Source organism: Chitinimonas sp., from assembly GCF_036568685.1.
Taxonomy (GTDB): Bacteria; Pseudomonadota; Gammaproteobacteria; order Burkholderiales; family Chitinimonadaceae; genus Chitinimonas.
In genome coordinates, this window is sequence record NZ_DATCSC010000001.1 from 19,966 (window position 1) to 32,315 (window position 12,350).

The window sequence follows — 12,350 nt, forward strand, 5'->3', positions numbered from 1 at the left end:
GCCATGCACAATCTGGCCCTGTTGCAACTCCTGCGCCTGGCCAGCCCTACCTTGCCGGTCGGGGCCTACAGCTATTCGCAGGGACTGGAGTGGGCCATCGAGTGCGGTACGGTGCACGATGCTGACTCGGCCGCCGGCTGGATAGGCGCGCTCTTGCGACTGAATCTGGCCACCTACGAGGCACCGCTCCTGGCGGCGCTGATGGCGGCCTGGCAAGCCGGCGATCTGGCCGAGGTTGCACGCCTTGATGCCGACTACCTGGCTAGTCGCGAGACGGCCGAGCTGCGTGCCGAGACCCGCCAGGTGGGCTACTCCATGCAGCAGTTGCTGGCGGGCCTGCCCGACCTTGACCCGCAGCTATACGCGCAGGCCGCCACCCTCAAACACCCGAGCTGGCCCTGCCTCTATGCGCTGGCTGCCAGCAGCTGGGCCATTCCGGCCGAAGCGGCCATCGCGGCCTGCCTCTGGAACTGGCTGGAGAACCAGGTGGTGGTGCTGATGAAAGCACTGCCATTGGGCCAAGCCAAAGGCCAGCGCCTGCTCTCACTGCTGGTACCACAGGCAGCGGAAGTCGCCCGCACTGCCGCCACCCTGCCCGAACCCGACTGGCACAACCTGGCGCCCGGCTATGCCCTGGCGAGTTGCCTGCACGAAACCCAATACAGCCGATTATTCCGTTCATGAGCGACCACGACTACCGCCTGCGCTTTCATACCGACGCCGACCTGCCCGCCATGCTGCAGGTGATACGTACCGCCTTTGCCCAGTACGCCGGCCGGCTGGACCCGCCCTCCAGCGCCGAGCGCAAAACCCTGGAGGTGGTACGCGCCGAACTGCAGAGCGCCCGCGCCATCGTCGCCGAGGCCAATGGTGACCTGGTGGGCTGCATCTTCTTGCACCTGCGTGGCGAGGAGGCCTATGTGGACCGCCTCTCGGTGCTGCCAGACCAACGCGGCCGCGGCATAGGCGCCGCCCTACTCTGTGCGGCAGAAGCAGAAGCCCGCTCGCAGGGCGCCGAGGCCTGCTGCCTGTCGGTGCGGCTGGTACTGGAGGTACAGCAACGCTTCTATCGCGAGCGCGGCTATGTGCACGCGAGCTTCGGCACCCATGCCGGCTACCCGCTGCCCACCTATCGCAATATGCGCAAGCCGCTCAACACGGCTGCGTCCATCGAGGAAACCCTGCTATGAACAAGACCCCACTGCGCGTCGGCATCGGCGGCCCTGTTGGCTCGGGCAAGACCGCCCTGACCCTGGCGCTCTGCCGCGCACTACGCGACAAGTACCAAGTCGCCGCCGTGACCAACGACATCTACACCCAGGAGGACGCCGCCTTTCTGGTGCGCAATGAGGCCCTGCCGCCCGAGCGCATCCTGGGGGTGGAAACCGGCGGCTGCCCGCATACCGCCATCCGCGAAGACGCCTCCATCAACCTCGAAGCCGTGGCCCGCCTGCACAGCCGCTTTCCCGAGCTCGATGTGGTCTTTGTCGAATCGGGCGGCGACAACCTGGCCGCCACCTTCAGCCCCGAGCTATCGGACTTCACCATCTACGTGATCGACGTCGCCGCCGGCGAGAAGATCCCGCGCAAGGGCGGACCTGGCATCTGCAAGTCCGACCTCTTGGTCATCAACAAGATCGACCTCGCCCCACATGTCGGGGCCTCGCTTGAGGTCATGGACGCGGACGCCCGCAAGATGCGCGGCGAGCGGCCCTTTCTGTTCAGCAATCTCAAGACCGGCCAGGGCCTGGCCGAGATCATCCAGACCATAGAAAGCCGCGGCATGCTGCTGGCGGCATAAATCAGGGAGCACCCATGAAGAACACTACCCGACTGTTGATCGCCGGCCTGGCTGCCACGGCCGCCCTGCCAGCCTTGGCCCATAGCGGCGTCGACCATGTGCACGGCTTTGTGGCCGGCTTCACCCACCCGCTGTTCGGCTGGGACCATCTCCTGGCCATGTTCTCGGTCGGCGTCTGGTCGGCCCAGCAAGGCGGCCGCCACGTCTGGGCGCTGCCGCTTAGCTTTGTCGCCACCATGGCGGTCGGTGGCGCGCTGGGCATGGCCGGTTTTTCCATGGGCTTTACCGAGGCTGCCATCGCCGTCAGCGTCATCGCCTTCGGCCTTTTGATCGCGCAGGCCCGTAGCCTGCCTACCTGGCTGAGTGCGCTCGCCTGTAGCCTGGCCGCGCTCGCCCATGGCATTGCCCACGGTGGCGAACTGCCGCAGGATGGCAACCCCTGGGGCTACGCTGGCGGCTTCTTGCTCGCTACCGCCCTGCTGCACTGCACCGGCATCCTGTTCGGCAAGATGGGTGCCGGCCATGGCCGCTGGCAGCGTGGTTTTGGCCTGCTGGCCAGCCTGGCCGGTGGTTATCTCTTGCTCGCTTGAATGGCTGCGGCGTTTCGCCGCAGCGGCTGCAAAACCGCAGGCTTTAACGTAGCCTGCGGTTTTTATTTGGGTACAGGTTTCTACCATGCAACGTAACTGGCTCATGCTGGCCGCGCTCGGCGGCTTCAGCGGCGTTGCCCTGGGCGCTTTTGGTGCTCACGGCCTCAAGGCCGTACTCAGCCCGGCCTATCTCGATGTATTCAAGACCGGCGTGCAGTACCAGCTGCTGCACAGCCTGGCCCTGCTGGCCCTGGCGGCCGGCGCCAGTACCTTGGGCGGCTGGGGGCAGTGGGCCGGGCGTCTGTTCGTGCTCGGCACGGTGCTGTTCTCCGGCAGCCTGTACGTCCTGGTGCTGACCGACAGCCCGCGCCTGGGCATGGTTACGCCATTGGGCGGGTTGGCCCTGCTGGCTGGCTGGGCCGCGCTGTTTGTCGCCGGTTGGAAACGAGGGCGTTAGTCCGTAGCCCGCGCCGGGACGTTCGCCGCCATAAGCAGCACCACCAAGCCCAAGACCGCCACCAGCCAGAACGGTGCCGCTGGCAGCACACCAAATAGCGCCCCCGCCAAGGCGGCAGCCAGCGAGAAGCCGACGGTATGGGCGGCTGCGATCAGCCCGGCCACGCGCGATTGCCCGGCCGCACCGGCAGCCTGGGTAGCCAGGGTGGTGTAGGTCGGCACCAGGAGGGAGGCCGCGCTACCGAGCGCGGCAAAGCCCAGCCAGGCCAGCCAGGGAGATTGCCCCAGCGCGAACAGCAAGCCCGAAAGCAGGATGGCGGCGCCCCCCGTCAGCAAGAGACCGCGACCGGCCTGGCAGCGCGGCACCACCCCCAGCTGTAGCACCATCACCCATAGCGCACCGCCGGTCAGCACCCACCCCAACTGGCTGGATGCGGCCAGAGGCGTCAACTCAAAGCGCAGCGCCAGCCAGGGGCCCAAGGTGTACTGCACCTGGCCCAGGGCAATCTGCATGGCCAGCGCCAGGCCCAGCCACAGCGCCAGGTTGCGCTTATCCAGCACCACCGCCTGTTGCGCCTTATCGGAGCGCGGTGCCATCGCGGCCAGCGGCAAGAGCAGCAAGGCCGGCCAGGCGGCCAGGGCCACCAACCAGAGCGGCCCCTGCGGGCTCAGCCACAGGCTGGCGGCAGCCAGCGCCGGCCCCAGCAGACGTCCCAAGGTCAATCCGGCAGAAAAACGCGACAGCACGCCCAGCCGCCGCTCACTACCCGAGAGGTCCAGCAGCCAAGCCTGGCAGGTCGGCACCAGGCCAGACACGGTCAGGCCGTAGATCACCCGCCCCAGCATCAGCATGGCTTCCTGCCCTGCCCAGGCACTGCCTAACGTGAGCTGCCACAGCAACAGGCCATGGCTCAGTGCAAAGCCCAGCAGAGCCACCACCACCACCGGCCGGCGGCCCAATCGGTCCGAGGCCCGGCTCCATAGCGGCGCACCGATCAGGAACAGGCCCGAGCCCACCGCAAAGGCAGTGGTGATGCGCGCCAATGAGAGGCCAGTCTGCTCCATCAACAAGGGCAAAAAGGTGAACAGCGTGGTCTGCCCCAGACCCATGACCAGCGCGGCGACGGCCAGCACCAGCTGGGTGCGGCTATCGGCGCGTTGGCCGCCGGAAGCTTGTTGCTGGCCAGCTACAGCCGGCTCGTAGGTCGTTGTGGTCAATCTTTTCCCCTCGGTACTTGGTGTTCGAAGTGGCGGCGCATTGTAGTAGCGAAGCATTCATTTGCAAATACGAATAATTATCGTTTATTTTCTAAAAAAGACATGCCACCTGCATGACAACAACACCCCGTATCCCAGGAGGAACCATGGAACCATCGCGCATCCGCGCCGAGGTCGCGTCGCTGACCGCCTTCATGAACGCGCTATGGCGGGAGTGGCCACAGGCCCGCCACGAAGCCCCTACAGTGGGCCAACCCGGCACCCTGCTACTGCCGCTGACCCGCCCGCAGGGCCTGTTGCACCTGCCGTTGCAGCACTACTCCCCCGCCGGCCGACACCGCTTCGAGGGCACTATCCACTTCCATCCCGCCGGAGGTATGCCGTTCGAGCTCGACTTCGCCCAGGCCGTGGCGCTGCTGGCAGGCGAGCCCACCCTGGCACCCGGCACCGGCGACGCCGCCCGCCGGCTGTTCCTGCGCCGCGTGCTCGACAGCGCTGCCAATCTTTTGGCCGCCGAGCAGCAACGCACCCCCGCCCTGCAGGCCATGCAGTGGCCCGAGGCCGACTATCTGGCCGCCGAGCAGGGCCTGGTCTACGGCCATGCAGTCCACCCCACGCCCAAGAGCCGCGATGAATTCACCACCGAGGACCTGGCGCGTTACAGCCCCGAGTTCGGCGGCCGCACACCGCTGGCTTGGTTCGCGGTGCGCGAGGAAGCGCTGTGGCAGACCGAATCCGGCGCAGAGCGCGCCGCCCAGCAGCTGGAAGCGCTGGTGGGCAGCGACCCGGCCCTGGCCGGCATGCAGGCCGACTATCCACGTGAACATGGCTGGTACTGGCTGCCGGTCCACCCCTGGCAGGCACGGCTGCTACGGCAGACCGCCAGCTATCGGCACTGGCGCGAACGCAATGCCCTGGTCGACCTGGGCGAGCGGGGTACGGACTGGTTCCCGACCTCCTCGCTGCGCACGGTCTACGCCCCGCACGCGCCGGCCATGCTCAAGTTCTCGCTGTCAGTACGGCTCACCAACTCACGCCGCGTGCTGCAGTCGGCCGAGGTCGGCCGCGGCCGCTTGATCCACGGCGCCTTCGCCAGCCAACTGGGGCGGGAGCTGCAGGCCCGCTGCCCGACCCTGGGCATCCTGCATGAGACCGCTGCCCTGGCGCTCTTGAGCCCCGAGGGCACGCCGCTGGCCGAGAGCTTTGTGATCTTCCGCGACAACCCCTTTCCGGCAGGCGAGACCGCCTATGTAATGGCCACCTTCTGCCAGGACGGCGTGGACGGCTCGCCCTCGATGGCTGCAAGGCTGATCGCCGACCTGGCTGCGCAAGCCGGGTGCCCGCTCGAAACCATGGCGCTGGACTGGTTCGACCGCTTCCTGGCCGTCGCCATCCGCCCGCTGCTCATCGCCCAGGCCGACTACGGCTTTCTCTTCAGCGCCCACCAGCAGAACACCGTGCTGGGTCTGCAGGATGGCTGGCCGGCCCGCTTCTGGTTCCGTGACTGCCAGGGCACGACCTTCCGCGCCGAGACCATAGCCGCCCTGGCAGAGGAGGTCCCCGGCATAGGCGCCGCGGCCGAGCTGGCCTTTGACGAGCCCATGACCAACCGGCTGTTCGGCTACTACCTGATCGTCAACAACCTGTTCAACCTCATGGCCACCCTGGGTGCCGACGGGGTGGCGAGCGAGGTGGCGCTGGCCAGCCGGCTGCGCAGTTTCCTCGAGGCCCTGCGCCGCGAACCGCTGCGCTACCCGCATTTTGTCGACTACCTGCTCTCCGCGCAGGAGCTGATGAGCAAGGGCAACTTCATGATCTGCTTTGCCGATCTGAACGAAACCACCCAGCCGGAAGGCTCCTTCCGCTCCTATGTCCCCGTCCACAACCCCATCGCCGCCATTGCCGCGGCCTGAGACAGCGCCATGACCGCCTATACCCTGACCCTGAACAACGGCCGTACTGCCCGCGCCGAACTGCACGACGACCGCGCCCTGCTGTGGCTAGGCAACGAGATTCTCACCGAACTGGCGCTGGAGCCCGGTGGCGGCGAACAGATCCGCCTCAGCGGTGCCTTGCCGCTGGAACCGCAGCCGCAAGCCCTGCTGCCGCTCCTGGCCGAGCTGTTCTGCCGTCGCCCGCAGCTCTTGCGCGTGGTACTGGTGCTGGCCTGCAGTCGCGACTTCGCCACCGCCGCCGTACGCCACGGCGTGGCCACCGAGGTCAGCGCCGACGGCCAGGCCTGGCTGCTGCGCTGTGAGCGCGCCACCTTCTGGCAGCAGCCTGCCCTGTGGCTGACCACGCCGAGCTCGGCCGGCATGGCGCTGGACTATGTTGTCAGCGGCGGCAAGCGCCATCCTCGCCGTGCCCCCACGCCGCAGGGCGTGGTCTACCGCCGCTACCTGCCGGCGCTCGACAGCACCATCACGCTGCGGGTGGCGGAGCTGGACCGCGACCTCAATGCCTTCCACGACTGGATGAATCAGGAACGAGTACACCGCTTCTGGGAGCTGGCTGGCGACAAGGCATCGCACGCCACCTATCTGCAGGCTCAGCTGGACGACCCCAAGGTGGTGCCCTTGATCGGCGAATTCGACGGCGAGGCCTTTGCCTACTTCGAGACCTACTGGGCCAAGGAAGACCGCATCGCGCCCTTCTACGACGTGGCCGACTTCGACCGCGGCTGCCACGTGCTGGTCGGCAACAGCCGTCATCGCGGCCCGGCCAAGGTGACGGTATGGATGCGTGCCCTCAGCCACTATCTCTTCCTGGACGACCCGCGAACCCAGCGCATCGTGGGTGAGCCGCGCGTGGATAACAGCCGCTTTATCGCCTACCTGCAGAGCCAGGGCTTCGGCAAGCTCAAGGAATTTGACTTCCCGCACAAGCGCTCGGCCATGGTGGTACTGGAGCGCGAAGCCTTTGCCGGCCAGTACGGCCCCTGGGGTGAGGAATGAGCGCCATGAACCCGACCACGCCCGTACCCGCCGAGCTGTGGCGACGCGCCAATATCCGCATGGTGGAGAAGGCCCTCTCCGAGCTGAGCTACGAAGGCCTGCTCAGCCCAAAGCTGGAGGCCGCTGACGAACACGGCCACGGCCGCTTTGTCCTCTCTAGTTCCCTAGGCGGCTACCACTGGCAGGGCCATGGGAACTGCTGGGGCCAGCCGGTTATCACCCCCGACAGCGTGCGCCACGCGCTCACCCAGGAGCCTGTACACGACGCCCTGGCCCTGCTGGCCGATGTGCTGGGACCGCTGGAAATACCCCCGGCCACCCTGGCCAATTACCTGCGCGAGACCCTCAACACCCTGCAGGCCGACGTGGCCATGCTGGCCGAGCGGAAGGGCCTTACGGCCCAGGACTGGCTGGTCCTGCCGGCCGAGCGCCTGCAGAGCCTGCTCGATGGCCACCCCAAGGCCCTGCCCGCCAAGGGTCGGGTGGGCTGGGGCACCGAGGACAATCTGCGCTACGGCCCGGAACATGCCCCGGCCTTCCGGCCACACTGGCTGGCAGTGCACCGCGAGCTCGCCCAGCCTGTCTGTGCCGAGGGCTGGGATGCCGACCGCCTGCTGGCCGCCAGTTGCGACGCGGCCGAGCAGGTACGGCTGCACACCCTGCTCGCCACCGAGACCAGCCGGCCGGCCGACTATTGGCTGCTGCCGGTCCACCCCTGGCAGTGGCAGGCGATGATCGCGCCGCAGTTCGCCGGCCTCTTGGCCGAGCAAAAGCTGATCTGGCTGGGCGAGGGAGGTGATCGCTACACCCCGCAGCAATCGCTGCGCACACTCAGCAATGTCGACCGCCCCAAGGAGCCCAACCTCAAGCTAACGCTGACCCTACTTAATACCTCCGCCTACCGCGGCCTGCCCGAGCGCTATCTGGTCATTACCCCGGCGCTATCAAGCTGGCTGGGCGGGCTGATCACCGGCGACGCACTGCTACGCGATTGCAACACCCAGGCCCTGGCCGAGCCGGCCACCGCTTATATCGCCCACCCGCTCTACCACGCCCTGCCCGGCGTGCCCTACCAGTTCGACGAAATACTGGGCGCGGTCTGGCGCGAGGGCACCGAGCGGCATCGCCAAGACGGCGAGCAGATCCTGATGGCCGCCGTACTACAGCAGTGTGACGATCAGGGTCGGCCGCTGGCAGGGGAAATGATCAAAGCCTCTGGTCTTGATGCCGCCAGCTGGCTCAGCCGGCTATTCGACCTGACCGTAGTACCGCTCTACCACCTGCAAGCCAAGCACGGGCTGGGCTTTATCGCCCACGGTCAGAACCTGATGCTGCGCTTCAAACAGGGCGCTCCAGCCGGCATTTTGCTCAAGGACTACCAGGGCGACCTGTTCCGTGCTGAGACGGACTGGGCCAAGCCACAAGGTCTGGATGAGGCGGTCTGGCAGGCGCTGCCGACCATGCCGCCGCACTACCTGGTGCACAACCTCTGGACCGGCCTCTTTGCCAGCGTATTCCGCTTTATGGCCACCGAACTGGACCGTGCCGGCCTCTATCGCGAGCCGGACTTCTATCGTCTGCTGGCCGGGCGCCTGCGCCAATACCAAAGCGAACACCCTGAGCTGATTTTGCGTTTTGCCGAGCTCGACCTGTTCAACCCCAGCATGCCGCGGCTGTCGCTCAACCGTGCCCGCTTTGCCGCCGGCTATGGCGATGCGGCCAGCCGCCCCATCCACGCGCTGGGCCCGGCCTTGCCCAATCCCTTGCTCGGCACGCTCTGAGCCACCGCCCATAACAGATACAGCAGGAGGAAACCCCCTTATGAATACTGAACTCGACGTCGCCGGCATCGGTGCCGGCCCCTTCAACCTCAGCGTGGCGGCACTGCTCGCGCCGCTCGCCGAGGTGCGCAGCGCCTTCTACGACAAGCGCCCGAGCTTTGACTGGCACCCCGGCATGATGCTGGAAGGCGCCAAGCTGCAGACCTCCTTCCTCAAGGACCTGGTCACCGCCGCCGACCCCACCAGCCGCTATTCCTTCCTCGCCTACCTGGTGGCGCAGCGGCGCTTCTATCGCTTTATCAATGCCGAATTCAGCCATGTGGAGCGGCGTGAGTTCGCCGACTACCTGCGCTGGGTGGCCTGCCAGCTGCCCAATCTGCATCTGGATCAGGAGGTGGAAACGGTGGACTACACCGACGGTGGCTTTCGCCTTGCCACCAACCGCGGCGCGAGCCGGGCCCGGCATCTGGTGGTGGCGACCGGCACAACACCGCGTATCCCCGACTGGGCCAAGCCGCACGAGCACGCCCGCTGCCTGCATACCCACCGCTACCTCGCCAAGGTGCCGGACGTGGCCGGCCTCAAGGTGGCGGTGGTCGGCGGCGGCCAGAGTGGCGCCGAGGTGGTGCTGGACCTGCTCTCGGGCAAGCGCGGCGAGCCGGCCAGCCTCAGTTGGCTGTCGCGCCGGCAAACCCTGGAGGCACTCGATGAAACCCCTTTCAGCAACGAGTTCTTTACCCCAGCCTATGTCGACGCCTTCCACCGCCTGCCCATGGCACGCAAACCCGCCATCGTCGAGCGGCAGAAGCTCGCCAGCGACGGCATCTCGCCCGAAACGCTGAAGGACCTCTATCAGCAGCTCTATAGCCGCGGCTTTCTGGCCGGCGACGCATTGCGCCTGCGCATCCTGCCGCACCGCGAGGTACAGGCCATGGAACGCCATGGCGAGGGTTGGTCGCTGGCGGCACACAATGGCTTTGATGGCCGCACCGATCGCATCGATGCCGACGTGGTGATCCTGGCCACCGGCTACCTGACCCGCCTGCCTACTTGCCTGGAGCCCCTGCGCGGCCGTTTGGATCTGGACCAGGACGGGCGCTTTCTGCTGCAGCGCGACTTCTCGGTCGGCTGGGATGGGCCGCAGGGCCACCAGATCTATGTGCAGAATGGCGGTCGCTACAGCCATGGCATCGCCGACCCGCAATTGAGCCTCGCCGCCTGGCGCGGCGCCACCATCGCCAACGCCATCCTGGGCCGACCGCACTACGCCACCGGCGATGCGCCGCTGCCGATAGAATGGGCCACCGCAGAGGCAGCCGAACATCTCTTGGAAATGGCAGCCTGAGCGCGCTACTCGCAAGATATGGCGTGCTGAAAATCTCCCTGCCCCCTGGCGGCAGGGAACCTTGCCGCGACCAAGGGCACCAAGGGAAGCGCCATAGCGGGGTGCCGCAGGAGGCAGCCCCCGTCGGCCACAAACTTCACATGTTTGAAACACCCCGCTCTTGAAATGGGTAATGACCGCCCCTATCATTAGCACTCGTTAGCCGAGAGTGCTAACAGCGATGATCGATTCATCGATTACTTGCCTGTTACGGCATTCTGATAATTCCCACAGGAGCAAACCATGAAGATTCGTCCCCTGCACGATCGCGTCGTGATCAAGCGCGTCGAAGCCGAAGAAAAAACTGCCTCGGGCATCGTTCTGCCGGGCAATGCGGCTGAGAAGCCCGACATGGGCGAAGTGGTATCCGTCGGCACCGGCAAGATCCTGGAAAACGGTTCCGTGCGCGCCCTGCAAGTCAAGGCTGGTGACAAAGTGATCTTCGGCAAGTACAGCGGCCAGACCGTCAAGGTCGACGGCCACGAACTGCTGGTGATGCGCGAAGAAGACATCATGGGCGTGGTCGAAGCCTGAGCGGCTCCCCGTCCTGATCCAACCCCACGAATTCTGGAGAGCTAAAAAATGGCAGCCAAAGAAGTCAAATTCGGTGATTCCGCCCGCAGCAAGCTGGTAGCCGGCGTCAACATCCTGGCCGACGCAGTCAAGGTCACCCTGGGTCCCAAGGGCCGTAACGTGGTGCTCGAGCGCTCCTTCGGCGCCCCCACCATCACCAAGGACGGTGTCTCCGTCGCCAAGGAAATCGAACTGAAGGACAAGTTCGAGAACATGGGCGCCCAGCTGGTCAAGGAAGTCGCTTCCAAGACCTCCGACATCGCCGGTGACGGTACCACCACCGCAACCGTGCTGGCCCAGGCCATCGTCAACGAAGGCCAGAAGTACGTTGCCGCCGGCTTCAACCCGACCGACCTCAAGCGCGGTATCGACAAGGCCGTCGTGGCCCTGGTCGCCGAGCTGAAGAAGATCGCCAAGCCGACCACCACCTCCAAGGAAATCGCCCAAGTTGGCTCCATCTCCGCCAACAGCGATGAAGATGTCGGCCAGATCATCGCCAACGCCATGGACAAGGTTGGCAAGGAAGGCGTGATCACCGTGGAAGACGGCTCTTCGCTGGAAAACCAGCTGGACACCGTGGAAGGCATGCAGTTCGACCGCGGCTACCTAAGCCCCTACTTCATCAACAATCCCGAGAAACAGATCGCTTCGCTGGACAACCCCTTCGTGCTGCTGTTCGACAAGAAGATCAGCAACATCCGCGACCTGCTGCCGGTACTGGAGCAAGTGGCCAAGGCTGGCCGTCCGCTGCTGATCATCGCTGAAGATGTTGAAGGCGAAGCCCTGGCTACCCTGGTGGTCAACAACATCCGCGGCATCCTCAAGACCGTCGCCGTCAAGGCCCCGGGCTTTGGCGACCGTCGCAAGGCCATGCTGGAAGACATCGCCATCCTGACCGGCGGCACCGTGATCGCCGAAGAAGTCGGCCTGACCCTGGAAAAGGCCACCCTGGCCGACCTGGGCCAAGCCAAGCGCGTCGAGATCGGCAAGGAAAACACCACCATCATCGACGGCATCGGCAAGGCTGAGCTGATCCAGGCCCGCGTTGGCCAGATCAACAAGCAGATCGAAGAAGCCACCAGCGACTACGACCGCGAGAAGCTGCAAGAGCGCAAGGCCAAGCTGGCCGGCGGCGTTGCTGTGATCAAGGTTGGCGCTGCCACCGAAGTCGAAATGAAGGAAAAGAAGGCCCGCGTTGAAGACGCCCTGCACGCAACCCGCGCTGCTGTGGAAGAAGGCATCGTGGCCGGTGGTGGCGTGGCCCTGCTGCGCGCCCGCGCCAACCTGGGCAAGGTCGAGGTCAGCAACAACGACCAGGAGCAAGGCGTGAAGATCGTCCTGAAGGCGATCGAAGCCCCGCTGCGCCAGATCGTTGCCAACGCCGGCGACGAGCCGAGCGTGGTGATCAACAAGGTGCTGGAAGGTACCGGCAACTTCGGCTACAACGCTGCCACCGGTGAATACGGTGACATGGTTGAGCAAGGCGTGCTGGACCCGGCCAAGGTGACCCGCTCGGCCCTGCAATACGCCGCCAGCGTGGCCGGCCTCTTGCTGACCACCGACGCCATGATCGCCGAACTGCCGAAGGAAGAC

General features: G+C 65.9%; 12 protein-coding genes. 11 read left to right on the forward strand and 1 reads right to left on the reverse strand.

Annotated elements, in window-relative coordinates; genetic code table 11:
* The first annotated feature begins 3 nt into the window (after positions 1 to 3).
* The 5 genes from VIM95_RS00110 to VIM95_RS00130 all read left to right on the forward strand — a co-directional run bounded on the left by VIM95_RS00110 (position 4) and on the right by VIM95_RS00130 (position 2,848).
* Complete coding sequence (locus VIM95_RS00110; RefSeq protein ID WP_331981223.1) at positions 4 to 684, forward strand: urease accessory protein UreF; 681 nt, start codon at positions 4 to 6, stop codon at positions 682 to 684.
* On the forward strand, positions 681 to 1,190 hold the full coding sequence (locus tag VIM95_RS00115) for a GNAT family N-acetyltransferase (RefSeq protein ID WP_331981227.1): 510 nt from the start codon (positions 681 to 683) through the stop codon (positions 1,188 to 1,190). Before VIM95_RS00110 ends, VIM95_RS00115 begins: the two co-directional genes overlap by 4 nt.
* Complete coding sequence (gene ureG, locus VIM95_RS00120; RefSeq protein ID WP_331981230.1) at positions 1,187 to 1,801, forward strand: urease accessory protein UreG; 615 nt, start codon at positions 1,187 to 1,189, stop codon at positions 1,799 to 1,801. Before VIM95_RS00115 ends, ureG begins: the two co-directional genes overlap by 4 nt.
* Positions 1,802 to 1,815: 14 nt before the next feature.
* Positions 1,816 to 2,391 (forward strand): HupE/UreJ family protein, encoded by a 576-nt coding sequence (locus VIM95_RS00125; RefSeq protein ID WP_331981233.1) that lies wholly within the window; start codon positions 1,816 to 1,818, stop codon positions 2,389 to 2,391.
* A gap of 85 nt (positions 2,392 to 2,476) precedes the next feature.
* Entirely contained in the window at positions 2,477 to 2,848 is a 372-nt protein-coding gene (locus VIM95_RS00130; protein WP_331981236.1) for a DUF423 domain-containing protein, read from the forward strand.
* Here the strand turns inward: VIM95_RS00130 and VIM95_RS00135 are convergent.
* Complete coding sequence (locus tag VIM95_RS00135) at positions 2,845 to 4,065, reverse strand: MFS transporter (protein WP_331981239.1); 1,221 nt, start codon at positions 4,063 to 4,065, stop codon at positions 2,845 to 2,847. The genes VIM95_RS00130 and VIM95_RS00135 overlap by 4 nt on opposite strands.
* A gap of 146 nt (positions 4,066 to 4,211) precedes the next feature.
* Here VIM95_RS00135 and VIM95_RS00140 point away from each other — a divergent pair, with 146 nt between their 5' ends.
* From VIM95_RS00140 to groL, 6 genes are all read left to right on the forward strand, one after another.
* Complete coding sequence (locus tag VIM95_RS00140; protein ID WP_331981242.1) at positions 4,212 to 5,978, forward strand: IucA/IucC family protein; 1,767 nt, start codon at positions 4,212 to 4,214, stop codon at positions 5,976 to 5,978.
* Between the two features lie 9 nt (positions 5,979 to 5,987).
* Entirely contained in the window at positions 5,988 to 7,019 is a 1,032-nt protein-coding gene (locus VIM95_RS00145; protein ID WP_331981245.1) for a GNAT family N-acetyltransferase, read from the forward strand.
* Between the two features lie 5 nt (positions 7,020 to 7,024).
* Complete coding sequence (locus VIM95_RS00150) at positions 7,025 to 8,800, forward strand: IucA/IucC family protein (RefSeq protein ID WP_331981248.1); 1,776 nt, start codon at positions 7,025 to 7,027, stop codon at positions 8,798 to 8,800.
* Positions 8,801 to 8,840: 40 nt separating this feature from the next.
* Entirely contained in the window at positions 8,841 to 10,145 is a 1,305-nt protein-coding gene (locus VIM95_RS00155) for a lysine N(6)-hydroxylase/L-ornithine N(5)-oxygenase family protein (RefSeq protein ID WP_331981251.1), read from the forward strand.
* Positions 10,146 to 10,427: 282 nt separating this feature from the next.
* On the forward strand, positions 10,428 to 10,718 hold the full coding sequence (gene groES, locus VIM95_RS00160; RefSeq protein ID WP_331981254.1) for a co-chaperone GroES: 291 nt from the start codon (positions 10,428 to 10,430) through the stop codon (positions 10,716 to 10,718).
* 48 nt (positions 10,719 to 10,766) lie between these two features.
* The coding region (gene groL, locus VIM95_RS00165; protein WP_331981257.1) for a chaperonin GroEL at positions 10,767 to 12,350 on the forward strand (1,584 nt) is incomplete at its 3' end.

Excerpts from the sequence above, each read along its gene's own strand:
- VIM95_RS00150 (WP_331981248.1), top strand. The coding sequence starts at position 7,025 with ATGAACCCGACCACGCCCGTACCCGCCGAGCTGTGGCGACGCGCCAAT.
- VIM95_RS00130 (WP_331981236.1), top strand. The coding sequence starts at position 2,477 with ATGCAACGTAACTGGCTCATGCTGGCCGCGCTCGGCGGCTTCAGCGGC.
- VIM95_RS00125 (WP_331981233.1), top strand. The coding sequence starts at position 1,816 with ATGAAGAACACTACCCGACTGTTGATCGCCGGCCTGGCTGCCACGGCC.
- VIM95_RS00155 (WP_331981251.1), top strand. The coding sequence starts at position 8,841 with ATGAATACTGAACTCGACGTCGCCGGCATCGGTGCCGGCCCCTTCAAC.
- ureG (WP_331981230.1), top strand. The coding sequence starts at position 1,187 with ATGAACAAGACCCCACTGCGCGTCGGCATCGGCGGCCCTGTTGGCTCG.
- VIM95_RS00115 (WP_331981227.1), top strand. The coding sequence starts at position 681 with ATGAGCGACCACGACTACCGCCTGCGCTTTCATACCGACGCCGACCTG.
- VIM95_RS00145 (WP_331981245.1), top strand. The coding sequence starts at position 5,988 with ATGACCGCCTATACCCTGACCCTGAACAACGGCCGTACTGCCCGCGCC.
- VIM95_RS00140 (WP_331981242.1), top strand. The coding sequence starts at position 4,212 with ATGGAACCATCGCGCATCCGCGCCGAGGTCGCGTCGCTGACCGCCTTC.
- VIM95_RS00110 (WP_331981223.1), top strand. The coding sequence starts at position 4 with ATGCACAATCTGGCCCTGTTGCAACTCCTGCGCCTGGCCAGCCCTACC.
- groES (WP_331981254.1), top strand. The coding sequence starts at position 10,428 with ATGAAGATTCGTCCCCTGCACGATCGCGTCGTGATCAAGCGCGTCGAA.